We start from the raw sequence: 24,894 nt of genomic DNA, 5'->3' as shown, positions 1-24,894 counted from the left end.
GCGTGCGGCGTCCCCGCCCGCCGGACGCGCCCCCGCACGTACCCCCGGCCCGGGCCCGCACCCCGCCCCCGACGCGCCGCAGCGCCACCCCACCGGGTGACCGCCTTGAGCGAAATCGCCCAGTCCCCCTGTCGAAGATATGACTTGACGTGACAACATCCTGAGCGAACGCCTGTTAACTCCGGTCTAGGGGAGATGTACGGATGTCAGTGGCCCGAAGGCACGCAGGCTGGTTCCGTTCCGCTGTGGTGTGCGGCACGCTGCTCGCCGCGGCGGCGCTCTCGCTGCCCGCCGCCCAGCGGGCCGCCGCCCGGCCGTACGACGATCCGGCCACCCCCACCGTGCCGCTGTCCGACATGCTCACCCAGCTGCACACGCTCTACCTGGGCACCGAGACGGCCACCGAGGCGTACAACCAGGCCAAGGAGACCGCCGGCAAGCAGCGGGCGCAGGCCGAGCGGATCGACCGGCAGCTCGCCGACCAGCGGGCCGCCGTCGCCGCGAGCAAGGACCAGCTCGGGGTGATGGCCCGCCAGATGTACCGGGACGGCGGTGTGTCGCCGTATCTGTCGCTGCTCTCCGGGCAGACCCCGCAGGACTTCTTCGGGCAGCGGCACGTCCTGGGCATGCTCGCCGGGCACCAGAAGGACCTGGTCGGCGAGCTGAGCAGCGGCGAGACCCGGCTCGACGAGCTCAACACACAGGCGCAGCGGGCGCTGGACCGGGCCCAGCACGCGCAGAACGTGGCCGCCGCCCACAAGAAGGACGTCGAGACGCGTCTGCGGGACGTCGAGGCCATGCTCGCCGGGCTGACCGGGGTGCAGATCGCCGAGTTGCAGTCGCTGGAGCAGAAGGACGCCGACCAGGCGCAGAAGGACTTCCTCGACTCCAAGGCGCTCGGCTCCGACCCCGCCCTGCGCGCGCCCTCCACGGTCGGCGACCGGGCCATCGAGTACGCCTTCCAGCAGCTCGGCAAGCCGTACGTGTGGGGTGCCCAGGGGCCCGGCTCGTTCGACTGCTCCGGGCTGACCTCGCAGGCGTGGGCGCACGCCGGGGTGACCGTGCCGCGCACCAGCCAGGAGCAGTGGGCGCGGCTGCCGCACGTACCGCTGTCGCTGCTGCGCCCGGGTGACCTGGTGGTGTACTTCTCCGGCGCCACCCATGTGGCGATCTACATCGGCGACGGGCTGGTCATCCAGGCGCCGCGCCCCGGCTCGTACGTCAAGGTCTCGCCCATCGCGGCGAACCCGATCCTCGGCGCGGTCCGGCCGGACCTCGGACAGCAGGCGCTGAGCGACTACCAGCCGAGGCCCGTGCCGAAGCAGGCGCAGGCCCCGACCCCGATCGGGGTGGAGGTGCAGGCGCCCGCCGACGGGAAGGCCGCCAAGGGCGCGAAGGCCGGGGACGACGCCAAGGACGCGAAGGACGCCGAGGGCAAGGACGACGCCAAGGGCGCGAAGTCCCCCGGGAAAACGCCCGGCAAGCCCCCCGGCAAGACGCCCGGCAAAGAGCCCGGCAAGCCGCCTGCGAAGGACGACGCGCCCAAGGACCCGACGTCCACCCCGACCCCCGAGGAGTCCGGCGCCGGTCAGCCCTGACCGGCGGCCCGCACCTCGGCGAGATAGTCCCCCGCGGCCTGCGGCTCGTAGAACCACGGCTCGAAGTCGGCCGGGTCGTCGAAGCCGTTGGCGATCCGGTCGGCGACCGCCGGAAGCGCGCCGCCCGCGCCGATCAGACCGAGTACGTGCTCGGGCGGCGGGGCGAGCATCGCGTTGGTCCACTTGGTGACGGGCTCGGCGACCGTCCAGTAGCGGTCGAAGGCGCTCCGCATCCAGGCCGCGTCGAAAGGCTCGCCGCCGCGCTCCACGATGCTCGCCAGGTACGAGGCCGCGCACTTGGACGCGTTGTTGGAACCCTGGCCGGTGATCGGGTCGTTGGCGACCACCACATCGGCGACGCCCAGCACCAGCCCGCCCGACGGCAGTTCGGCGACGGGCTCGCGCACGGTCGGCGCGAACCGCCCGGCGAGCGTGCCGCCCGCGTCCGTCAGCTCCACGGCGCCGGCCCGGTCCGCCTCCCAGGGGGTGAAGCGCCGCATCAGCTCCAGGGTGAGCCGCAGATGCTCGGCGGGGTCCTTGACGCCGTGGAAGACATCCAGCGGGCCGCCGGGAACGCCCTCCCAGAAGAGGATGTCGCAGGGCCCGGTGGTGGTCAGCGCGGGGATGACGATCAGCTCGCCGACGCCCGGCACCAGATTGCAGCGCACGGCCCGCAGATCGGGGTGCTCGGGGCGCGGCCCGAGGCCGTTGACATAGGCGACGGCCAGCGCGCGCTGCGGGGCGTCGTAGGGCGAACGGGCGGCGTCCCGGCGGAACATGGAGACGATCTCGCCCTTGCCCGCGGCGACCAGCGTGAGGTCGTAGGCCCGCGAGAAGTAGTCCAGGTCGGAGACGGCCACGCCGTGCACGACGACCTTGCCGCCGCGCTCGGCGAAGGTCTCCAGCCAGCCGGCCATCTTCACCCGCTGGTCGACGGACTGGGCGTGGCCGCGCAGCCGGCCGAGCCAGTCGATCGGCCGGGAGGCGTCCGGCGCGGCGACGGAGACCCCGAGCCCGCCGATGTCGGGGGTCTGCTCCTCCCAAAAGTTCAGCCCGAGATCGCGCTCGTGGCCGAGCGCGAGGGCGAACATGCACTGGGTGGACATCACCCGGCCGCCGCGTATCTCGTCGGCCGTGCGGTTGGTCATCACGGTCACGTCGTAGCCCTGGGACTGGAGTCCCAGGGCGAGTTGGAGACCGGCCTGACCGGCTCCCACGATGAGTATCTTGCGCACAGCGGCTCGCTTCTCACGGACGTAAGGGCGTAAGGGACGGGCCGTAACCTATCGGGCCCAACTGCCGCTGTTACAGGGGCTGTTCGGTCATCGCGTGGGAGACGAGCGAGAGCAGCGCCTCTATCACCGAATACCGTTTGCGGGCATCGATGACCAGCACCGGGATGTGCGAGGGGACGGCGAGCGCGTCGCGCACGTCGTCCGCGGTGTACTCCGGTGTGCCCTCGAACTGGTTGACCGCCACCGTGTACGGCAGGCCGGTGCTCTCGAAGTAGTCGAGCGCGGGAAAGCACTCGGCCAGCCGACGGGTGTCGGCGAGTACGACCGCGCCTATCGCGCCGCGTACCAGGTCGTCCCACATGAACCAGAACCGCTGCTGGCCCGGCGTGCCGAACACATAGAGCACCAGGTCCTGTTCGAGCGTGATGCGCCCGAAGTCCATGGCGACCGTGGTGGTCGTCTTCTCCGGGGTGGCCGCGAGGTCGTCCAGCGCCTCACTGGCCTGCGTCATCACCGCTTCCGTGGTCAGCGGAGTGATCTCCGACACCGCACCCACGAATGTGGTCTTGCCCACACCGAAGCCGCCGGCCACGACGATCTTCGTGGAGACCGGCGCGCGTCCGCGTTCGGTCTGCCAGTCCTGCAGGCCGTCCTGCTGGTCAAAGCCTGCGAAGTCCACTGAGCACCCTTTCGAGCAGCGCGCGGTCGGGGCTGCCGGGCCCGTGCCCGGTGCCGTACACGCGAATTCTTCCCTGGTCGGCCAGGTCGCTGACAAGGACCCGGACGACACCGAGCGGAATGCGCAGCAACGCGGAGATCTCGGCCACCGACCGCAGTCTGCGGCACAGTTCGACGATCGCCCGCAGCTCGGGCATGACGCGCTCGGCCCAACTCCCCCTGGTGAGGGCGAGATGTTCCTCCGGACGGTCGATCGTAGCCACGAACGTCTCGACCAGCAGCACGTGTCCGAATTGCGTTCGGCCACCGGTCAGGGCGTACGGGCGTACGCGCAGAGTCTTGCGGTCCGCGCCGCGATGGGGAAGCGACCGCGTCAACGGGCACTCTCCATCGCCTGGCGCAGCTCGCCCCGGAGCGCGGGCGTCAGGACGTGTCCGGCCCTGCCGACGAACATCGCCATGTGGTAGGCGATCACGCTCACATCGCACTCGGCGGTGGCGTGCACGCCCAGCAGCGAACCGTCGCTGATCGACATCACGAAGAGCATGCCCTCGGCCATCGCGACCGTGGTCTGCCGCACCTTGCCGCCGTCCATCAGCTTGGCGGCCCCGACGGTGAGCGAGGCCACACCCGAGACGACCGCCGCCAGGTCCATCCGGGCCTCGGCGGGCCGGGCGGGGACGCCGAACTCGGCGTCCGACGGCTTCTGTTCGGCCGCGGGCTGCGAGGTGAGCAGCAGCAGACCGTCCGAGGAGACGACGGCGACCGAGCGGACGCCGGGCACCTCCTCGACGAAATTCCGCAGCAACCACTGGAGGTTGCGGGCCTCGTGGCTCAGATCACCGGTATGTGTGCGGACCGCGTTCAACGGGGTGCCTCCTCGGCGGTTGCTGCTGGCTGTGCGGCTGCGTTCCCTGTGTCCCCCTGGGTCCCCGGTATCCCCTGCGATCCCTGCGGTCCCTGTGTTTCGCCTGCTTGCCGTGCCCGGTGCTGGTCGTGCGTGTCGTACATGAGGTGTGGGTCGTACGTGCTCTGCGGGTCGTGCGCCTCGTACGTCGCCGGCAGCGGCGTCTGGTCCTGCGGGTCGTACGTGACGTCCGGACCGTACGTGCCCTGAGACCCGTACGTGCGCTGCGGCTCGTGCGCGCCCCGCGCGTCGGACGCCCCGGGCGTCTCCCGCAGCGGTGTCCGGTCCCGCGGGTAGGCGGCGCCGGGCGCGCGGTGGGTGCCGGGCGGGACGGCGCCCGCGCCGATCTCGGCGGCGGAGTCCCGGCGGCCGGCCAGCAGCCCCCGCTGCAACCCGTCCAGCCTGCGCCGCAGTTCCCGCGCGTCGACGCCTCCGCCGCCGTCCTGTCCCCGCTCACGGGCGGCGGGCTCCCCGGACAGCCCGGTGGCCCGGGGGACGCGCTGCGGCAGCCCCTTGACCGTGATGCCCTCACCGGGCCGCGCCACGGGCACGGCGGGCGCGACCCCGCGTGCGGACGGCGGCGGTCCGGCCGGGGTCCCCGGCGACTGCGCCCCCGGCGGCGCGGGCTCCCCGACCGGCGGCACGGGCTCGGCCCGCGCGTGCTCCGGCGGTACGGGATCGGCGGAGAGGTACTCGGGTGGCACGGCGTCAACGGGCCCATACCCGGGCGGCACGGCCCCCGGCGGTACGGCGTCGGCGGGCCGGTACTCCCCCGATACGGCGTCGGCGGGCACAGGCTCCACCGGCCCGAGCCCGTCCGGCAGGGGCTCAGTCAGCCCGTACCCATCCGGTACGGGCCCGTCCGGTACGGGCTCGGCCGGTGTGCGGTGATCCCGTCCGTACCGCTCCGGTACGCGCCCGTTGGGTACGGCCGGCGCCGGTACCTGCCCGGCTCCCGCGTACGGCGACCCCTCGCGCTGCGCGGGCAGCACCGCCGTGGTAGCGGCCGCCGCCGGGTCGCCCGCCAGGGCGGCCTCCAGCGGCGTCACCGGCGGCTCCTCGGGGTGCACGGCGGGCAGCAGCAGCTGCGGCAGCACGACGACCGCCGTGGTGCCGCCGGACTGCTTCGGGCGCAACTGCACCCGTACGCCGTGCCGGTGGGCCAGCCGCGCGACCACGTACAGGCCCATGCCGGAGACGGCGCCGGGCGGCGCGGGGTCGGGGTCGGCGAGCAACGCGTTGAGTTCTTCGAGGCGTTGGGGCGCCACCCCGATGCCGGTGTCCTCGACCGAGAGCATCACCTCGCCGGTCTCCAGCAGCCAGCCCGAGAGCAGGATCTCGTCGGTGGGCGAGGAGAACCCGGCGGCGTTGTCCAGGAGTTCGGCCACCAGGTGGCTGATGTCGTCGGCCGCCCGGCCGGCCACCCGCGCGTCGGGGACGGACTCGATCCGTACCCGCTCGTACCGCTCGATCTCGGAGATCGCGGCGCGGGCCACGTCGATCAGCGGGACGGGACGGGCGTTGGCGCCGTGGCTGTGCTCGGTGCCCGCGAGGACCAGCAGATTCTCGCTGTTGCGGCGCATCCGGGTGGCGAGGTGGTCGAGCTTGAAGAGGGTCTCCAGATGGTCCGGGTCCTCCTCGCGGTCCTCCAGGCCCTCGATGAGGGCGAGTTGGCGCTCGACCAGGCCCAGCGTGCGCAGCCCGAGGTTCACATAGGTCAGGTGTGCGGCGTTGCGGACGGTGGCCTCGGTGAGCCGGCCGGCCAGTTCGTCGCGGGAGCGAAGCAGGTCGTCCTGGGTCCGCAGCAGATCGCTCTGGGTGCGCAGCAGGGCCTCGCGCTCGGCGGCCATGGCGCTCTGGGCACCGAGCGAGGTGGTGCGCTCGGCGGCGAGTTCCTGGGAACGGGTGCGCAGCGCCTGGGCCTCGTGGGTGAGGGCGTTGACCCTGCGGGCGACGGCGGCGAACTCGTCGTGGCCGATCACCCGGGCGCCCTGGCCGCTCTCGGGGTCGGCGCGCGACCACAGGTGGAGTGCGGCCAGCGGGCGGGTGAGACCGCGGAAGTGGGTGACGAGCACGCCGACCAGCAGCAGGAGGCACAACGCGGCGAAGGCGGCCCGCAGTTCGAGGACGGTGACCTCGTGGTCGCGGTGGTCGGCGGCGGCCTGGGCCTCGTCGGTGGCCGCGGACGCCTCGACGCTGCGCATGAGCCCGATCCTGGCGGTCAGCGCGGACTTGACCGGATTCGCGCCCAGTTGGCGGTCCGTGTCGGTGAGTTGGGGCCCGGCGAGCAGTTCGGCGAGGTCGCGGTCGGCCTGCGCGGTGTCGGCTCCGGTGACAGTGGCGTCGTAGCCGTCGCGCAGGTCGGCGGGGGCGGCGGACCGGAAGTCGGCGAGCGCGGCCTGCTCCTGGACGTGGGCGGCCTGCGCGGCGGCCAGCAGGTCGGGCTGGGGGCCGTCCGCGGTGAGCGCGCCGACCAGCAGACCACGCTGCACGGCCGCGGCGCCCACCGCCCGGCCCAGGGGCGCGGTGACCGGTCCCGAGACGCGGCCGAGCGTGTCGATCAGCGGCTGGTACACGGCGACGACGGCCCGCGGGCCGCCCTTCGCGGCGAGCGCGGTCCGCCGTACGCCGGGCAGACCGGCCAGCGCGGTGCGCAGCCCGGCGGGCGCGGCGGCGCTGACGTCCTGGGCCTGGCGGTCGGTGCGGGCGCGGTCGGCGGCGGGCAGCGCGGACGCGGGCAGCCCGTCGGCGGCGGTGGGCGCCGCGGCGGCCGCGGCGAGGTCGTCGCGCTCGTCGGCGAGGTCATGGGCCAGCAGGGTGGCGGCGGTGGCGAGGCGGGCGGTGTCGGCCCGGTGCTGGGCGGCGGACAGATCGCGCACGGCGAGCGCGACGCCGGGCGCGGCGGCGGCGAGGACGGTGACGGCGCAGATCAGCAGGGTGGCGAACATGCGCCGCCTGACCCGCCGTTCGCGGCGCGGGTGACGTCGTTCACGCAATGTCGGTGCTCGCAATCACGTATCGCCTGGGCCCGGAGTGTCCCCCGGGAATATGCAGAAGCCTCTCGACCCTTGCAGTCCTGTCCGGGAGGGGGCCAGACGTCCCTCCCTCGGACACCCGAACGAGTGAATCGCACAGGTGAGTTGACCGACAAGTCGGGCACGGAGGGACAGGCTCCGCTCGTTTTGGACACCCCCTGGCGTCACCGTGCGGGCTTTGGGAGGATGCCCGCCCGCACATGGGCGATCTTCCGGTACGGACCAATCGGGGCGGTCGGCGCTGGTCGGGGGCTCGGACCGGTGTTGCACACTGGCCCCATGCGTATCGAGACGGCGAGCGAGCCGGGCACCGCGGACGTACCGAACGAGGACTTCGTGTCGGTGGCGCTGCCCGCTTCCGGTACAGGTGGCGTGGTGGTACTCCTTGACGGGGTGACTCCTCCGCCGGACAACGGCGGGTGCGCGCACTCGGTGCCGTGGTTCACCGCGCGGCTCGGCGGCGCCCTGCTCGAACTGTCCGTTTCACGACCGGACATGCCGCTTACGGCGTGTCTGTCCGCCGCCATCACCCGAACGGCCGACACGCACAGGAACACCTGTGATCTTTCTCACCCACTGACCCCACAGGCCACGGTGGTCGTCGCGCGCTGGGACACGGCGACCGTCGAGCATCTGGTGCTCTCCGACTCGGCGCTGCTGCTCGAAGGTCCGGGCGGCGCGGTGACCGCGGTGCTCGACGACCGGATCGACCGGCTGCGGGCCCGGGGCCTGCGGGTGGCGCCGCTGCGCAACGTGGAGGGCGGCTTCTTCACGGCGGCGGCCGACCCGGCGGTGGCCGCGCGGGCGGTCACCGGCCGGGTGCCGCGCGCGGAGGTACGGGCGCTGGCCGCGCTCACCGACGGGGCCGCCCGGGGCGTCGAGGTCTTCGGGGCGGACGACTGGACCGAGACCTTCGCGCTACTGCGCAAGGCCGGACCCGAGGCGCTGATCGCCCGCGTGCGGGGCCTGGAGGCCGCGGCCGCCGCGACGCCGGGCGAGCGGGCGTACGGGAAGGCGTACGACGACGCCACGGCCGTCCTGGTGGAGTTCTAGGGCCCGCGCACACGCCGGCCCCCGACCGGGACGCGGGGAAGGGCCGTCAGGGGCCGCTGTCGCCGCCCTGGAGCTCGTTGAAGCGGTGCAGCAGCCGGGACAGCTCGGCCACCTCCCCGCGGTCCCACGCCTGGAGCTGACGCAGATACAGCTCACGGCGGGCGGTCCGCACCCGCGAGAAGCGCTCCCGGCCCTCCCCGGTGAGCCGCATCAGAAAGGCCCGCCCGTCGGCGGGGTCCGACTCGCGGGCGACCAGGCCCAGCTCCTCCAGGGCCCGCAGCTGACGGCTCATGGTCGCCTTGCCGACCCCGAAGTACCCGGCCAGCTCGGTAGCCCGTTCGGGTTCGACCTCCGCCAGCCGGACCAGCAGCCCGTACGCCGCCGGCTCCAGCTCCGGGTGCACCGCCCGGGCCAACTCGCCGGAAACGGCCCGCGCCCGCCGGAACAGCACCGACAGCTCCCGCTCCAGCGCGTCGGTCTCACCCGTCACATCAGCAGCTCCGCGCGCGTCGCTCACACCATTCCCGCTTTCAACGCCTGAAACTTTTCTTCACCCACGGTGGTTTCCGCAGCACGTCAAGTATTTCGCAGGCGTAGACCAACGGCGGTTCCTGGCCCCTCTATCCACGCGCGTAGCGCCCGACGTACCGTCAGATCTGTCATGACCATCCCAAGTGTCATGCCGACTCCCCCACCTGCTCAATGACCTGATCACCCATCCGGTCCCCCTTCTCTCCCCCTGGTTCCACTTGGTTCCATCCGCTCCCCACTGGAGGCACGCATGTCCCACGGAGTTCACTCCGTCGTGCAAGGCGCCCGATCGGCCCGCACCCGGCTCGCCCTGACGGCGGGTCTGTTCGTCACCTCTCTCGCCCTCGTCTTCGCCCTGCCCGGCTCGGCCCTCGCGGCCTGCCCGGACGGCGGCGCGGCCGCCCCCGGCGATGTGTCCGGCGCCTCGGCCGGCCGTACCCACGTGAGCCACCCCGAGCTGGACTGGATGGGCTCCACCATCCGGGCGCACGAGGGCTCCGGCCGCTCCGGCGCCCCCGGTACGGTCACCCCGCTGGTCACCCAGACCCCCGGCCTCGATGTCTCCGGCTACCAGGGCAACGTCGACTGGGGCACGGTCTGGGCCAACGGAGCGAAATTCGCCTACGTCAAGGCCACCGAGGGCACCACGTACACCAACCCCTACTTCACCCAGCAGTACAACGGTTCCTACAACGCCGGCCTGATCCGCGGCTCCTACCACTTCGCGCTCCCCGACGTGTCGACCGGCTCGGCGCAGGCGGACTACTTCATCGCCCACGGCGGCGGCTGGTCGGCCGACGGCAAGACCCTGCCGGGCGCGCTCGACATCGAGTACAACCCTTACGGCGCCACCTGCTACGGGCTGAGCGCGAGCGGGATGGTCAGCTGGATCCAGTCGTTCTCGAGCGAGTACCAGGCGCGGACCGGCCGCTACCCGACCATCTACACCTCGACCACCTGGTGGTCTCAGTGCACCGGCAACAGCAGCGCCTTCGGCACGACCAACGCGCTGTGGATCGCCCGCTACAACACCTCGGTCGGCGACCTGCCGGCCGGCTGGGGCGTGCAGACCTTCTGGCAGTTCTCCGACTCCGGCACCTTCCCGGGTGACCAGGACCGCTTCAACGGCGCGCTGGACCGCGTCCAGGCGTACGCCAAGGGCTGACCGCGCGCCGACGGCCCCCTTCCCACGGGGGAAGGGGGCCGTTCGCCGTACCGTGCCGTTCGCCGCTGCGGCTGCCGGTCTCACGCCGCCAGCGGCACCCGCTCCGCGTCCGAGGCGTCCGTCGCGTCCGCGGCGTCTGCGGACGCCGGTTCCAGCGCCAGCGCCAGCACCTGGCGGACGTCGCCGACCGGGTGCACGTCCAGCGCGTCCAGGATCTCGGCCGGGACGTCGTCCAGATCCGGTTCGTTCCGCTTCGGGATCACGATCGTGGTGATCCCGGCCTGGTGCGCGGCCAGCAGCTTCTGCTTGACGCCGCCGATGGGCAGCACCCGCCCGGTCAGCGACACCTCGCCGGTCATCGCCACATCGGTGCGCACCCGGCGGCCGGACAGCAGCGAGGCCAGCGCGGTCGTCATCGTCACACCGGCGCTCGGGCCGTCCTTGGGCACCGCGCCCGCGGGGACGTGGATGTGCACCCCGCGCTCGTTGAGATCGCCGACCGGCAGCTCCAGCTCGGCGCCGTGCGACCGCAGGAAGGACAGCGCGATCTGCGCCGACTCCTTCATCACGTCACCCAGCTGACCGGTGAGCTGGAGCCCCGAGCCCCCGGTCTCCGGATCGGCCAGCGACGCCTCGATATAGAGGACGTCACCGCCCGCGCCGGTGACCGCGAGCCCGGTGGCCACGCCCGGCACCGCCGTACGCCGCTCCTCCGGGTCCTGCGCGGACTCCGGTACGTGGTGCGGCCGGCCGATCAGCGCGCGCAGATCGCCCGCGCCGACGGTGAACGGCAGCTCCTGGTCGCCCAGCTCGTGCCGGGCCGCGATCTTCCGCAGGATCCTGGCGATGGTCCGCTCCAGGGTCCGCACGCCCGCCTCCCGGGTGTACTCCCCGGACAGCTTGCGCAGCGCGTCCTCCTCCAGGCCCACCTCGTCCGTGTTCAGCCCCGCGCGCTCCAGCTGGCGCGGCAGCAGGTGGTCACGGGCGATGACGACCTTCTCGTCCTGGGTGTAGCCGTCCAGCGTGACCAGCTCCATCCGGTCGAGCAACGGCTCGGGGATGGCCTCCAGCACGTTGGCGGTGGCCAGGAACACCACGTCGGACAGATCGAGCTCGACTTCCAGATAGTGGTCGCGGAAGGTGTGGTTCTGCGCCGGGTCGAGGACTTCGAGCAGCGCGGCGGCCGGGTCGCCCCGGTAGTCCGAGCCGACCTTGTCGACCTCGTCGAGCAGCACCACCGGGTTCATGGACCCGGCCTCCTTGATCGCCCGCACGATCCGGCCGGGCAGCGCGCCCACGTACGTCCTGCGGTGGCCGCGGATCTCCGCCTCGTCCCGGACACCGCCGAGCGCCACGCGGACGAACTTGCGGCCCATCGCGCGCGCCACGGACTCGCCGAGCGAGGTCTTGCCGACGCCGGGCGGGCCGACGAGGGCGAGTACGGCGCCACCGCGGCGGCCGCCGACGACGCCCAGGCCGCGATCGGCCCGGCGCTTGCGCACGGCCAGGTACTCGGTGATGCGCTCCTTCACGTCGTCCAGGCCCGCGTGGTCGGCGTCCAGCACCGCCCGCGCGCCCGCCACGTCGTAGGTGTCCTCGGTCGTGGTGTTCCACGGCAGTTCGAGCACGGTGTCCAGCCAGGTGCGGATCCAGCTGCCCTCCGGGGAGGCGTCCGAGGAGCGCTCCAGCTTCTCGACCTCCTTCAGGGCGGCCTCCCTGACCTTCTCCGGCAGGTCGGCGGCCTCCACCCGGGCCCGGTAGTCACCGGCTTCGTCCTCCGGGTCGCCGTTCAGCTCCGCCAGCTCCTTGCGCACGGCTTCGAGCTGCTGGCGCAGCAGGAACTCCCGCTGCTGCTTCTCCATGCCCTCCTGGACGTCCTTGCGGATGGTGTCCGCCACGTCCTGCTCGGCGAGGTGGTCGCGCAGCCGCTGGATGGACAGCTTCAGCCGGGCCACCGGGTCGGCGGTCTCCAGCAGCTCGATCCGCTGCTCGGTGGTCAGGAAGGGGGAATAGCCGGAGTTGTCGGCGAGCTGACTCAGGTCGTCGATCTGCTGGACCCGGTCCACCACCTGCCAGGCGCCGCGCTTGCGCAGCCAGGCCGTGGCCAGTGCCTTGTACTCCTTCATCAGCTCCGCGACCGTGCCCGGCGACTCGGCCGGGGTGGGCTCCTCCACCACGGTGCCCTCGACCCACAGCGCCGCGCCGGGGCCGGTGGTGCCCGCGCCGATCCGCACCCGGGAACGGCCCCGGATGACGGCTCCGGGGTCGCCGTCCGACAGCCGGCCGACCTGCTCGACGGTGCCGAGCGTGCCCACCGCGGCGTAGTTCCCGTCCACCCTGGGCACCAGCAGCACCTGCGGCTTGCCGGTCCCCGTGCCCGGGTGCGCGGCCTGCGCGGCTTCCACCGCGCCCCTGGCCTCGGCGTCGGTCAGGTCGAGCGGGACGACCATGCCGGGCAGCACCACTTCGTCGTCGAGCGGCAGCACGGGCAGAGTGAGATGGGAAGTCTGGGGCTCAATCGCCATGATCTCTCCCTAGGCAAGCAAGTTGAGTACACCCCACTCAATGCACGAAGGGTCCCCGGTGTTCCCGGCGCCGTGTTCGCCCTGAGCGATCACCTCGCGCCCCTCAAAGGACCTGGTCGGACACCCCCACGCCGGCGGCCGGGACGATCAGTACGTCGTCGGGCGCCACGCCGGGGCCGGTCGTGGTGATCCCGCCCGCCGGGGTGATCACCGTGAGGGAACCCCGCTCGGCGCCTGTGTCGCCGTTCACGTTCACCACGTACGCCCAGCCCGCGTTCGGGCCGCCCGCCGGCGCGACCGTGATGCCCGTCTTGCCGTCGGGCAGATCGACCACGCTGCCCCCGCCCGACGGCGGGATCACGTGCACCCGCATCCCGTTCGCCGCATAGGCGACGACATAGAGCGTGCCCGCGCCCGGGGTGCCCGCGGGGGCCACCTCGACCTCAAGGGTGTCGACGCCGTCCACCTGCGCGATCAGCGTTTGGGTCGCCCCCGAGGGGGCCACCGCGACCAGCTTGTCGTGCGTGGCGTCCACGTTCTGCTCGACATACAGCGTCCCGGCGGCCGGGGTGCCCGCGGGCGCGACCGCCTTGACGTAACCGGCCACCAGGGTGCGGATCTTCCCCGTGGGGCCATAGGCGACGACAGGCGGTGCGGACCCGGCGGAGGGCGTGCCCGAGACGTACACCGTGCCGGCGTCCGGGGTGCCCGCCGGGGCGACGAGCGCCAGCAGGGGTGCGGCAGGAAGCGGCACGGTCGCCGTCGTGCCGTCCGGGCGCAGTACGGTCATCACCCGGTCGGCGGTTTCCTCGCCGGTGAGGAGCGCGTACACGGTCCCGGCGTTCGGTGTGCCCGCAGGGGCGACCACCAGCGCGCCGACGGACTGCCCGGCCGCCGGGAGCTGCCGTACGGTCCCCTGCGGGGTGATGACGGTGAAGGAGCCGCCGGTCCTCGTCTCCGGGTGGTCGACCGTCGGCGTGCCGCAGTTGGTGACGTACACCGTGCCCGCGTTCGGCGCGCCCGCCGGGGCGACGACCACCGAGCAGGGCTCCACGCCGGCGTCGTACTTCCGTACCGTCCCGTCCGGTCCGACCGCCTCGATCCACCCGGGCTCGCCGGGGCCGGGCCGCACCCCCGCGTAGAGCGTGCCGGCGCCGGGGGCATCGGCGGGCGCGACGGCCGCGGTGGTCACGGCGCCCGGCATCGGGATGTCGGCCAGCTCCCCCGCGGGGGTGATCCGGCTGACCTTGTGCTCGTCCGCGGGCTCGATCCCGGGCTGGGCGAAGCCGGGCAGCACGTAGACGGTGCCGGCGCCCCGCGCGCCCGCGGGGACCGTGTACATGGCCCCGGGCCACGCGGACAACCGGACCGTGGCCGTCGTACCGTCCGGGTGGGTGATCGTCACGGACTTGTCGTCGCTCCCCACGACGACGTCCCCCACGTTCGGGGGCGGGGCCGCAGCCTTGGCCGGGGCGGACGCCGACCCCCCGGCCCCGCGTCCCCCGGCCTTGGGCACGTCCCCCGTCCCGCCGCCCGAGCCGGACGTCGCCACGACCGCGGCGACCACCCCCGCGGCCACCACCACCGCGACGCCCACCCCGATCGCCAGTCCCTTCCGCCGCCGGGGCCGCACACCCGTGGCGGCCGGCGGCCCGGCAGGTACGAGCGGCGCCGCGAACCCGGGCGCCCCCGGAGCCCCTATGGTCGGCGCGGCCGACGGAGGCGGGGGCGGCGCGGCAGGCGCGTCCCCCTCGGCGGCCCGGGCCGGAGGCGCCGAGGGCACCGGCGGCGGCGCGGGCACGGGGGCCTGCGGGGTGCCGCACTTCGTGCAGGACGGCGTGCCGTCCACCTCTTGCCCACAGTTCGTACAGCGCTTCACCCGGACCCCGACTCTCGTGTCACCTGCGTGTGCCCACACCCGCGGCCGGATCGCCCAACGCCGTACGCCCGGCCGGCCCGCACGTCCCCCTGCGCGCGCCGCCGTCCCCCGAGTGGCCTCAGCCAACGGGACACCGCCGCCCGACCTCGTGGTTCCCTCCCGGCGGCACCGATGTCAACCCGATGCCAACCGGCCCGGGGACGGCGGACCCCACACACCCCAGTGGCGTTCACCGGTCGCGCCGGAAAACTAGGCTGGCCGCATGCTCCAGCCGCACGCCCACCGGGAAGCCGTCACCGTCGACCGCCGCGAGGGCCCCTACGGGGAGATCGTCCTGCGCCGCCGCGACACGCACTTCGAGATCATCGCCAACGGCACCTTCCTCATGGACACCTCGGACGGCCGGTCCGAGCGCTTACTCGTGGACGCCGCCCTCCAGGCCCTCGACCCGGCGATCGCCGCCCCGCATCTGCTGATCGGCGGCCTCGGCGTCGGCTTCTCGCTGGCCCGGGCGGCCGCCCGGCCGCGCTGGCACCGGATCAGCGTCGTCGAGCGCGACCCCGCCGTCGTGGACTGGCACCGGCAGGGCCACCTCGCGCCGTACTCCGAAGGCGCCCTGGACGACCCGCGGGTGGCCCTCGTCGCGGAAGACCTCGTCGCCCACCTCCTGCGGACGGCGGACACGCCCGGGAGCGGGCCGGCGCCGGAGCCGTACGACGCGCTGTGCCTGGACATCGACAACGGGCCGGACTGGACAGTCACCGAGAACAACGGCAGTCTCTACAGTCCCAGCGGCCTGGCCGCCTGCCGGGGCCGGCTGAACCCGGGCGGTGTCCTCGCCGTATGGTCGGCGCAGCCTTCGGCGGCGTTCGAGACGGCGCTGCGGGACGCGGGGTTCACCCGGGTGTGCACGCTGGAGGTTCCGGTGAGGCGCGGGGTGCCGGACGTGGTGCATGTAGCTGTCAAGGCGTAAAGGCGTCATAGTCAGGGCGACGGCCCGCCCCGTAGTCTGCCGGTATCAGGACGACGTTGTGGGGCGGAAGTGGACAGCACGCAGACGACGGGCACGCAGCGCCGGGTGCTGGTGGTCGAGGACGACCAGACGATCACGCAGGCGATCGCGGCCCGGCTGCAGGCGGAGGGGTTTCAGGTACGCACCGCGGGTGACGGCCCTTCGGCTGTGGACGCGGCGCACTCCTGGCAGCCCGATCTGCTGGTGCTGGACGTGATGCTGCCCGGATACGACGGGCTGGAGGTCTGCCGGCGGGTGCAGGCCGACCGGCCGGTGTCCGTACTCATGCTGACCGCGCGCGACGACGAGACCGACATGCTGGTCGGTCTGGGCGTCGGGGCCGACGACTACATGACCAAGCCGTTCTCGATGCGCGAGCTGGCCGCCCGGGTGCACGTACTGCTGCGCAGGGTCGAGCGGGCCGCGACGGCCGCGCAGAGCGCCCGCGGCGCCAGCATCCACCTCGGCGACCTGGAGATCGACCACGCGCAGCGGCGGGTCCGGGTGCGCGGCGGGGACGTGCACCTGACGCCGACCGAGTTCGAGCTGCTGGTGTGCCTGGCGCAGCAGCCGCGCGCGGTGCTCTCCCGGGAGCAGTTGCTCGCCGAGGTGTGGGACTGGGCCGACGCGTCCGGCACCCGTACCGTCGACAGCCATGTCAAGGCGCTGCGCCGGAAGATCGGCGCCGAGCGCATCCGTACGGTCCACGGCGTGGGCTACGCGCTGGAGACCCCCGTCTCATGATCCGGAGCGCGCACTCCCGGCGCCCCAGGACCGTGAGCGCGGTGGCCCGGCGTCCGCGGACCGCGCACCCTAAGCCCGCGCCGTGAGGCCCGCGTGAGACGCCTGGCCCGGCTCGGCCGCCGGGTGTGGGCCGCGCTGCGCCCCTGGGACCCGATGCGGTCGATCAAGGCCGCCCTGCAAGGGCTCGTCCTGCTCTCCGTGGGTATCACCACGCTGCTGGTGATCGTCGCCATCCACTCGGCGACCGAGATCCGGGTGATCACGATCTTCTCGATCATCGCCTCGCTGCTGATCACCCAGATCATGGCCACCGGGCTGACCGCGCCGCTGCGCGAGATGACGGCGGTGGCCCGGGCGATGGCGGCGGGCGACTACAGCCGCCGGGTGGCCCGGGTGCGCAGGGACGAGGTCGGTGAACTGGCCGAGACCTTCAACCGGATGGCCGCCGACCTGGCCGCGGCCGACCGCCACCGCAAGGAACTCGTGGCAAATGTCTCACATGAGCTGCGGACCCCGATCGCCGCGCTGCGGGCGGTGCTGGAGAACGTGGTGGACGGGGTGTCCGCCGCCGACCCCGAGACCATGCGCCTGGCCCTCCAGCAGACGGAACGGCTCGGCAAGCTGGTCAGCCAGCTGCTCGACCTGTCCCGGCTGGACAGCGGGGCCGTACGGCTCGACACCAAGCGGTTCGAGGTCTGGCCGTATCTCTCGGCGGTGATCAGGACCGCGAGCCTGGGCATGGAGAGCACCAAGGCCACCGGCTCCCGCTCCCGGCCGCGCGCCGACGTCCATCTGCATCTGGACGTCTCCCCGCCGGAGCTGATCGCCTACGCCGACGGCGAGCGGCTGCACCAGGTGGTGGCCAATCTGGTCGACAACGCCGTCAAGCACAGCCCTCCGGGCGGCCGGGTCACCGTACGGGCCCGCTCCGGCCCCACGCCCGGCAGCCTGGATCTGGAGGTGCGCGACGAGGGCCCCGGCATCCCCGAGGCCGACCGGGTACGGGTCTTCGACCGCTTCCACCGCGGCTCGCACCCGGGCGGCGACGGCGGTACGGGGCTGGGTCTGGCCATCGCGCGCTGGGCGGTGGATCTGCACGGCGGACGAATAGAAGTGGCCGAATCTCCGCGTGGCTGCCGCATTCACGTCACTCTTCCGGGTGCCGCGGCGGCCGCACGTTGACGCCGCCCGAACGGCGGCGGCCCGAGACGGCGGCTGCCGGTGGCCTCCAGCGCGTCGCGGACCGTACCCGTACGGCTACGCGGAGGGTTTGCCCACAACCCTCAAGAGGGACCGCTTTCCCGCCAGGAACCGCTCCGAAACCAGACTTCGGGTGTGACTTGCACGACGAGTGGGCCCCGCGACTGCAAGAGACCTCCCGGTAGGCGTAGCCTTAATTTCCGCTGTCCACCATCTTGTGAAGCGGAAGAGGGCGGTTGCCGCCGTGTCGCCACAGTCCCCCAATAGCTCTAGTGTCTCGACCGACCACGAAGCGCAGGGCGATGGCCCAGCTGCGAGTTTCGGGCCGAACGAGTGGCTTGTCGATGAGATTTACCAGCAGTACCTCCAGGACCCGAACTCGGTAGACCGAGCCTGGTGGGACTTCTTTGCCGACTACAAGCCGGACGGCTCCGCCGCTTCGGCCGCGCCCGCCGGGCAGGGTGGTGCCTCCGGCGCCGCCGCGCGCGCCACCGACGTCGCTCCCGCGGCGCCCGTGCCACCGGCCCCGGTCGCACCCGCCGCACCGGCGAGTTCCGGCCAGGCCGCGGCGGCTGCCGCCGCGACCGCCCCGGCCACCCCGGCGCCGCAGGCCGTCCCGCCGGTGGCGCCCGCCCCGCCTGCCCAGCCCGCCGCCCCGCGGCCGGCGGCCACGCCCACCCCGCGGCCGATCGCCCCGGCGGCCAAGGCCGCCGAGAACGGCGCCCCGGCGTCCGCGATCGAGTACGTCACGCTGCGCGGCCCCTCCGCCGCCGTCGCGAAGAACATGCACGCGTCGCTGGAGCTGCCGACCGCCACCTCGGTCCGCGCCCTGCCGGTGAAGCTGCTCTTCGACAACCGCATCGTCATCAACAACCACCTCAAGCGCGCCCGCGGCGGCAAGGTCTCCTTCACGCACCTGATCGGGTACGCGATGGTGCAGGCGCTCAAGGCGATGCCGTCGATGAACTGGTCCTACGCGGAGCGGGACGGCAAGCCGACGCTGGTCAAGCCGGACCACGTCAACCTGGGTCTGGCCATCGACCTGGTGAAGTCCAACGGCGACCGTCAGCTCGTCGTCGCGGCCATCAAGAAGGCCGAGACGCTGAACTTCTTCGAGTTCTGGCAGGCCTACGAGGACATCGTCCGCCGGGCCCGCACCGGCAAGCTGACGATGGACGACTTCACCGGCGTCACCGCCTCGCTGACCAACCCCGGCGGCCTGGGCACCGTGCACTCCGTGCCGCGGCTGATGCCCGGTCAGAGCATGATCCTCGGCGTCGGCTCGATGGACTACCCGGCCGAGTTCCAGGGCACCTCCCAGGACACCCTGAACAAGCTGGGCATCTCCAAGGTCATGACGCTGACCAGCACCTACGACCACCGGGTGATCCAGGGCGCCGCCTCCGGCGAGTTCCTGCGCATCATGAACCAACTGCTGCTGGGCGAGAACGACTTCTACGACGACGTCTTCGCCGCGCTGCGCATCCCGTACGAGCCGGTCCGCTGGCGCACCGACATCGACACCGGTCACGACGACGACGTCACCAAGGCCGCCCGGGTCTTCGAGCTGATCCACTCCTACCGGGTCCGCGGCCATGTGATGGCCGACACCGACCCGTTGGAGTACCGCCAGCGCAAGCACCCCGACCTGGACGTGCTGGAGCACGGGCTGACGCTGTGGGACCTGGAGCGCGAGTTCGCGGTCGGCGGTTTCGCGGGCAAGTCCGTGATGAAGCTGCGCGACATCCTCGGGGTGCTGCGCGACTCCTACTGCCGCACGGTCGGCGTGGAGTTCATGCACATCCAGGACCCCAAGCAGCGCAAGTGGATCCAGGACCGCATCGAGCGCCCGGCGGCCAAGCCCGAGCGCGAGGAGCAGCTGCGCATCCTGCGCCGGCTGAACGCGGCCGAGGCGTTCGAGACCTTCCTGCAGACCAAGTACGTCGGCCAGAAGCGCTTCTCGCTGGAGGGCGGCGAGTCCGTCATCCCGCTGCTGGACGCGGTCATCGACGCCGCCGCCGAGTCGCGCCTGGACGAGGCCGTGATCGGCATGTCCCACCGCGGCCGGCTGAATGTGCTGGCGAACATCGTCGGCAAGTCGTACGCCCAGATCTTCCGGGAGTTCGAGGGCAACCTCGACCCGAAGTCGATGCACGGCTCCGGCGACGTGAAGTACCACCTGGGCGCCAACGGCACCTTCGAGGGGCTGGACGGCGAGCAGATCAAGGTCTCGCTGGCCGCGAACCCCTCGCACCTGGAGGCGGTCGACCCGGTCCTTGAGGGCATCGCCCGGGCCAAGCAGGACATCATCAACAAGGCGGGCACCGACTTCACCGTGCTGCCGATCGCGCTGCACGGCGACGCGGCCTTCGCGGGCCAGGGCGTGGTCGCGGAGACGCTCAACATGTCGCAGCTGCGCGGCTACCGCACCGGCGGCACCGTGCACGTGGTGATCAACAACCAGGTCGGCTTCACCGCCGCCCCCGAGTCCGCGCGCTCGTCGATGTACTGCACCGACGTGGCCCGGATGATCGAGGCGCCGATCTTCCACGTCAACGGCGACGACCCGGAGGCCGTGGTCCGGGTGGCCCGGCTGGCCTTCGAGTTCCGGCAGGTGTTCAACAAGGACGTCGTGATCGACCTGATCTGCTACCGCCGCCGCGGTCACAACGAGTCGGACAACCCGGCCTTCACCCAGCCGCTGATGTACGACCTGATCGACAAGAAGCGCTCGGTGCGCAAGCTCTACACCGAGTCGCTGATCGGCCGGGGCGACATCACCCTGGAAGAGGCCGAGCAGGCGCTCCAGGACTACCAGGGGCAGCTGGAGAAGGTCTTCACCGAGGTCCGCGAGGCGGCCGCGGCTCCGTCGCCCTCCCACCAGGGCGACAACCAGTCGGAGTTCCCGGTGGCCGTGCCGACCGCGGTGTCCGCCGAGGTCGTCAAGCGGATCGCCGCCTCCCAGGTCAACATCCCCGAGCACGTCACCGTGCACCCCCGGCTGCTGCCGCAGCTCCAGCGGCGCGCGGTGATGGTCGAGGACGGCACGATCGACTGGGGCATGGGCGAGACGCTGGCCATCGGTTCGCTGCTGCTCGAAGGCACCCCGGTCCGGCTGGCCGGCCAGGACTCGCGCCGCGGCACCTTCGGCCAGCGGCACGCGGTGCTCATCGACCGGGAGACCGGCGAGGACTACACCCCGCTGCTCTACCTGTCCGAGGACCAGGCCCGTTACAACGTCTACGACTCGCTGCTGAGCGAGTACGCGGCGATGGGCTTCGAGTACGGCTACTCGCTGGCCCGCCCGGACGCGCTGGTGCTGTGGGAGGCGCAGTTCGGCGACTTCTCCAACGGCGCCGCGACGATCATCGACGAGTTCATCTCGTCGGCCGAGCAGAAGTGGGGCCAGACCTCTGGCGTCACCCTGCTGCTGCCGCACGGCTACGAGGGCCAGGGCCCGGACCACTCCTCGGCCCGGATCGAGCGCTTCCTCCAGCTGTGCGCGCAGAACAACATGACGGTCGCGCTGCCGACGACCCCGGCCAACTACTTCCACCTGCTGCGCTGGCAGGTGCACAACCCGCACCACAAGCCGCTGATCGTCTTCACCCCGAAGTCGATGCTCCGGCTCAAGGCGGCGGCGTCGAAGGCCGAGGACTTCACCGACGGCGTCTTCCAGCCGGTGATCGGCGACAGCTCGGTGGAGCCCGAGGCGGTCCGCAAGGTCGTCTTCTGCTCCGGCAAGGTCTACTACGACCTGATCGCCGAGCGGGACCGGCGCGGGGTGACCGACATCGCGTTCATCCGCATCGAGCGGCTGTACCCGCTGCCGGGCGCCGAACTCCAGGAGGCCATGGCGCCGTACACCAAGGCGCAGAAGTTCGTGTGGGCGCAGGACGAGCCCGCGAACCAGGGTGCCTGGCCGTTCATCGCGCTCAACCTGATCGACCACCTGGATCTGGTCCTGGGCGCGGCCCCGGACAACGCGGACCGGCTGCGCCGGGTGTCCCGCCCGGCGTCGTCCTCGCCGGCGGTGGGCTCTGCCAAGCGGCACCAGGCCCAGCAGGAGGAGCTGATCAACGAGGTCTTCGAGATCTGACGGTCCCGATGGCTTCCCGTGCCTGACGGCACGGCGAACGGCCGGGTCCCCGTACCGCGCAGGTACGGGGACCCGGCCGTTCGCCGTTCACGTGTTCTTCGTCCGCGACCGCGGCTCAGGAGCTGAACGGCTCGAAGTCCCAGTACGGCCGGGTGCGGGAGCGGGCCGAGACCGTGTGGTGGTGCTGCGGGCCGAGTGTCCTGGTGAGCGCGGACAGCGCCTCTTCCTCGATCTTGTCCGCCTCCTGACGTCTGCGCAGATTGCGCAGGTCGGTGGCGAGCGCGATCCGGCAGGACAGGGTGAGCGGATGGTTTCTGCCGAGCCGCGCGGCCGCCCGGTCGGCGGTGGTCCGGCTCAGCTCGGCGGCGCTCTCCGGGTCGCCCCCGAGGTTGCGGGCGGCGGCGACATTGAGCGCGCAGGCCAGCGTCCAGGGGTGGAGCTCGCCCACCGCCCTGGTCATCGCGATCAGGGCGTCCTCGGCCTCGATCTGCGACTGCTGCCGCTCGCCCGCCGACCGCAGCAGCAGCGCGTGGTTGGCGAGCGTGCCCGCGGTGTACGGGTGCTGCTCGCCCAACTGCTCGCGGTAGTGCCGCAGCGAGGACTCGCCCAGCTCACGGGCCCGGTCGAGGTCGCCGTGCTCCCGCTCGAAGGTGGAGTAGGTGACCGCGACCCGCAGCGTCAGCGGCTCGCGGTCGCCGATCACCCGCTCGCTGCGTTCCAGCAGCCGGGCCATCAGATTGGCCGCGCGGGGGCGGTCGCCGCCGCGGTAGTAGCACAGCGCCAGATTGTGCTCGGCCCGCAGGGTCTGCGGGTTGTCGGCGCCGAGCACGCTGCGGTGGATCTCGGCGTTGCGTTCCTGCACCGAGGTGGCCTGCTCGTAGCGGCCGAGCAGCCGCAGGTCGGTGGCGTAGGAATTCTCCGAGGAGAGCGTCCAGTTGTGGCGGTCGCGCAACTGCTCGCGCAGCGCCTCCATGGTCTCCTGGTCGAGGTTGAGCGCGTCCTCGTAGCGGCCGAGCAGCCGGTAGGTGAGGGCGATGTTGTTCTGGGCGATCAGGGTGCGGGAGTCGTCGGGCCCGACGAGCGCGCGGTAGCCGTCGCCGACGTACCGGGACAGCTCCAGTGCCTCGTCGTAGTGGCCGAGGTTGCGCACATCGGCCGCGAGACCGCTGGCGGCCCGCAGGGTGAGCAGGTCGTCCGGGCCCCGCTCGGCCTTCAGTTCCTCGTACGCCCGCCGGTCGATGGCCTCGGTCTCGGCGTTGGCGCCGGTGGCCCGCATCAGGTTGGACTGGTGGTGGATCAGCTCCCACAGCCGGGGGTGGCCGGGCTCCAGGACGTTCGGCCAGCGCTCGTGGGTGAGCTGGGCGATCCGCAGCCCGACCCGGTACTCACCGGAAAGGTAGAGATAGCGCAGGCAGTTGAGGACCATCTGCTGGATCTCGGGGTTGGTGCTGTCCAGCGCGCCGGACGCCCGCAGATGCGGGACGATCTCGGCGTAGCGCGGCCACAGCCGGGTGTCGGCGGGCCGGGCGGGGTCGGCGGCGGCCAGGATCTTGCGGACCACCCGGGAGTAGGTGTCCTGCTCCTCCTCGGGCATGTCGGCGCGCACGGCCTGGTAGACCAGCCGGTGCATCTGGATGACCTCGGTGGAGCCGACCGACTCCTCGGCGCCGGTCTCCTGCGGATCGGACTGGATGACCGACCACTGGGCCAGCTTGCTGATCGCGGAGTTCCACAGCAGCGGGTCCTCCATCAGCCCGGTCAGCTGCTCGGGCAGATCGCGGACGGTGAGGTCGCGCAGCAGCCGTACCGGGATCGGGCCCGGTGCGAAGAACACACACAGCCGCAGCAGGTCGACCGCTTCCGGTTTGTCCTCGCGGAGCCGGTTGAGCAGTATCGAGAAGGCCGTGTAGTAGGTCATCTGGAAGTCGGCGGCGACCTTGAGGCCGGGTTCGACGTCGGCGCCGTGCCGCAGCAGGTCCAGATACTCGTCGACCTGCATGGTGGAGTCGTTGAGCGCGCCCGCGTTCTGGTCCAGGGCGAGCGCGAGGTCGCCGAGGGCGTCGGCGAGGCGGTCGGCGTCGGCGTCGTCGAGCCGGGGGGCGCGGCGGCGGACGAACGCGACCGACTCCCCCCGGTCGTAGACCGGCACCTCGATCAGGGCGCTGTTGTGCTCGCCCCACTCGCGGTTCTGCGAGGTGATCAGGACATGGCCGGGGCCGCTGGGCACCAGGTCGTGGATCTCCTCGGGCTGGTCGGCGCCGTCCAGCACCACCAGCCAGCGGAAGTACGGGTCGCCGCGGCGCAGCGCGTCGCGCACCGCGCGCAGCCGCTCGCCGTACTCACGGCCGGTGACCAGGCCGAGGGCGGGGGCGAGGCCGGCCAGTTTCTCGCGCAGGGTGCCGCGTTCGCTGGCCCTCACCCACCACACCACGTCGTACTCGGGGCCGAAGCGGTAGACGTACTCCGTGGCGATGTGCGTCTTCCCGACGCCGGACAGGCCGTGCAGGGTGGCGACGGCGGCGCCGGGTTCGGCCTGGCTGAGCTGCTGGTGGAGTTCGTAGAGCAGTTGCTCGCGGCCGGTGAAGCGGGTGTTGCGGCGCGGTACGCCGCCCCAGACGGCGGGCTGTTCCAGCGGGAAGCGGGGGCCGTTGGAGCCGCCGAGGGTGTCGCCGACGGAGCCGCGGGAGGGGGTGATGCCCAGGCGGGCGAGCAGCCGGCGCTCGGCCTCGGCGGCGCCCAGGCCCCACAGGTCGGCGGCGCCGAGCGAGGCGACCGCGCCGGGCAGTGCGGCGGAGGTGACCGCGACGGCGGCGAAGCGGTCGCCGTGCGGCGGGACGACGGCGCGCAGCGCGGTGTTCCACTCGTCGTGGGTGCGCGGCCCGAGCCGGAAGTACCACTCGCTGAGCACGATCAGCACACGGCCCTCGGACAGCAGCAGATCGCGTAACCCCTGCTCGATGGAGTCACCGGGGTTGATGTTCCAGCGCTGCATCACCACCTGCTGGCCGTGCCGCTCCAGCCGGCTCGCGATCCACGCCGCCCAGGCCCGGTTGTACCCCGCGAAGCTGATCGTGACGGGCTTGCGCCCGACCGCAGCTGAGGCGGTGTGCCGCACTCCGGTCATACGACCGACTCCCTCGTTGTACGTGCGTAGTGTTCTGACGGGCCATGAGGTTGGCTGAGCCAGAAACTACACTGAATACTCCCCCGTTGACCGGTACTCATACCGTTTC

The 24,894-nt window shown here is 72.4% G+C and carries 16 protein-coding genes; 7 read left to right on the top strand and 9 right to left on the bottom strand.

Annotated features, from left to right (window positions below; all coding sequences use genetic code 11):
• Nucleotides 1-203 precede the first annotated feature (203 nt).
• Nucleotides 204-1,598 (top strand): C40 family peptidase, encoded by a 1,395-nt coding sequence (locus OHA30_RS24545; RefSeq protein ID WP_328916029.1) that lies wholly within the window; start codon nucleotides 204-206, stop codon nucleotides 1,596-1,598.
• Here the strand turns inward: OHA30_RS24545 and OHA30_RS24540 are convergent.
• From OHA30_RS24540 to OHA30_RS24520, 5 genes are all read right to left on the bottom strand, one after another.
• On the bottom strand, nucleotides 1,589-2,833 hold the full coding sequence (locus OHA30_RS24540) for a styrene monooxygenase/indole monooxygenase family protein (RefSeq protein WP_328916028.1): 1,245 nt from the start codon (nucleotides 2,831-2,833) through the stop codon (nucleotides 1,589-1,591). The two genes, OHA30_RS24545 and OHA30_RS24540, sit on opposite strands and share 10 nt — an antisense overlap.
• Before the next feature lie 70 nt (nucleotides 2,834-2,903).
• Nucleotides 2,904-3,512, bottom strand: coding sequence for a GTP-binding protein (locus OHA30_RS24535; protein ID WP_328916027.1), 609 nt, complete (start codon nucleotides 3,510-3,512; stop codon nucleotides 2,904-2,906).
• Entirely contained in the window at nucleotides 3,493-3,888 is a 396-nt protein-coding gene (locus tag OHA30_RS24530) for a DUF742 domain-containing protein (protein WP_328916026.1), read from the bottom strand. Before OHA30_RS24530 ends, OHA30_RS24535 begins: the two co-directional genes overlap by 20 nt.
• The gene (locus tag OHA30_RS24525) at nucleotides 3,885-4,379 is read right to left on the bottom strand and encodes a roadblock/LC7 domain-containing protein (protein WP_328916025.1); all 495 of its coding nucleotides are present in this window, start codon (nucleotides 4,377-4,379) and stop codon (nucleotides 3,885-3,887) included. The genes OHA30_RS24530 and OHA30_RS24525 overlap by 4 nt, the downstream gene beginning before the upstream one ends.
• Complete coding sequence (locus OHA30_RS24520; RefSeq protein ID WP_328916024.1) at nucleotides 4,376-7,366, bottom strand: nitrate- and nitrite sensing domain-containing protein; 2,991 nt, start codon at nucleotides 7,364-7,366, stop codon at nucleotides 4,376-4,378. The genes OHA30_RS24525 and OHA30_RS24520 overlap by 4 nt, the downstream gene beginning before the upstream one ends.
• Before the next feature lie 366 nt (nucleotides 7,367-7,732).
• Between OHA30_RS24520 and OHA30_RS24515 the strand changes: the two genes are divergently transcribed.
• Complete coding sequence (locus OHA30_RS24515; RefSeq protein WP_328916023.1) at nucleotides 7,733-8,506, top strand: hypothetical protein; 774 nt, start codon at nucleotides 7,733-7,735, stop codon at nucleotides 8,504-8,506.
• A gap of 46 nt (nucleotides 8,507-8,552) precedes the next feature.
• Here OHA30_RS24515 and OHA30_RS24510 read toward each other — a convergent pair whose 3' ends face one another.
• Entirely contained in the window at nucleotides 8,553-8,996 is a 444-nt protein-coding gene (locus tag OHA30_RS24510; RefSeq protein ID WP_328916022.1) for a MarR family winged helix-turn-helix transcriptional regulator, read from the bottom strand.
• A gap of 291 nt (nucleotides 8,997-9,287) precedes the next feature.
• Between OHA30_RS24510 and OHA30_RS24505 the strand changes: the two genes are divergently transcribed.
• On the top strand, nucleotides 9,288-10,202 hold the full coding sequence (locus OHA30_RS24505) for a lysozyme (protein ID WP_405785331.1): 915 nt from the start codon (nucleotides 9,288-9,290) through the stop codon (nucleotides 10,200-10,202).
• A gap of 80 nt (nucleotides 10,203-10,282) precedes the next feature.
• On the opposite strand, the gene lon is transcribed toward OHA30_RS24505, so the two are convergent.
• Both lon and OHA30_RS24495 read right to left on the bottom strand, forming a co-directional pair.
• On the bottom strand, nucleotides 10,283-12,727 hold the full coding sequence (lon, locus tag OHA30_RS24500; RefSeq protein ID WP_405785332.1) for an endopeptidase La: 2,445 nt from the start codon (nucleotides 12,725-12,727) through the stop codon (nucleotides 10,283-10,285).
• 103 nt (nucleotides 12,728-12,830) lie between these two features.
• Nucleotides 12,831-14,324, bottom strand: coding sequence for a hypothetical protein (locus tag OHA30_RS24495; protein ID WP_328916020.1), 1,494 nt, complete (start codon nucleotides 14,322-14,324; stop codon nucleotides 12,831-12,833).
• 544 nt (nucleotides 14,325-14,868) lie between these two features.
• Here OHA30_RS24495 and OHA30_RS24490 point away from each other — a divergent pair.
• From OHA30_RS24490 to OHA30_RS24475, 4 genes are all read left to right on the top strand, one after another.
• A complete protein-coding gene (locus OHA30_RS24490; RefSeq protein ID WP_328916019.1) occupies nucleotides 14,869-15,579 on the top strand; it encodes a spermidine synthase in 711 nt (236 codons plus the stop codon).
• Between the two features lie 69 nt (nucleotides 15,580-15,648).
• Nucleotides 15,649-16,362, top strand: coding sequence for a response regulator transcription factor (locus OHA30_RS24485; protein WP_328916018.1), 714 nt, complete (start codon nucleotides 15,649-15,651; stop codon nucleotides 16,360-16,362).
• Nucleotides 16,363-16,515: 153 nt separating this feature from the next.
• Nucleotides 16,516-17,544: a HAMP domain-containing sensor histidine kinase gene (locus OHA30_RS24480; RefSeq protein ID WP_328917980.1), complete on the top strand. Its 1,029-nt coding sequence runs from the start codon at nucleotides 16,516-16,518 to the stop codon at nucleotides 17,542-17,544.
• Nucleotides 17,545-17,806: 262 nt separating this feature from the next.
• Nucleotides 17,807-21,661 carry a multifunctional oxoglutarate decarboxylase/oxoglutarate dehydrogenase thiamine pyrophosphate-binding subunit/dihydrolipoyllysine-residue succinyltransferase subunit gene (locus tag OHA30_RS24475; RefSeq protein ID WP_328916017.1) on the top strand — a complete coding sequence of 1,285 codons (3,855 nt, stop codon included), beginning with the start codon at nucleotides 17,807-17,809 and terminating at the stop codon, nucleotides 21,659-21,661.
• Between the two features lie 115 nt (nucleotides 21,662-21,776).
• Here OHA30_RS24475 and fxsT read toward each other — a convergent pair whose 3' ends face one another.
• Nucleotides 21,777-24,785, bottom strand: a complete 3,009-nt coding sequence (gene fxsT, locus OHA30_RS24470; RefSeq protein WP_328916016.1) for an FxSxx-COOH system tetratricopeptide repeat protein — start codon at nucleotides 24,783-24,785, stop codon at nucleotides 21,777-21,779.
• Nucleotides 24,786-24,894: the final 109 nt, after the last annotated feature.

Source organism: Streptomyces sp. NBC_00223 (genome assembly GCF_036199905.1).
In the GTDB taxonomy this organism is placed as follows: domain Bacteria; phylum Actinomycetota; class Actinomycetes; order Streptomycetales; family Streptomycetaceae; genus Actinacidiphila.
Note: the sequence above shows the minus strand (reverse complement) of the source record. Positions and strands in the feature narration are given on the sequence as shown.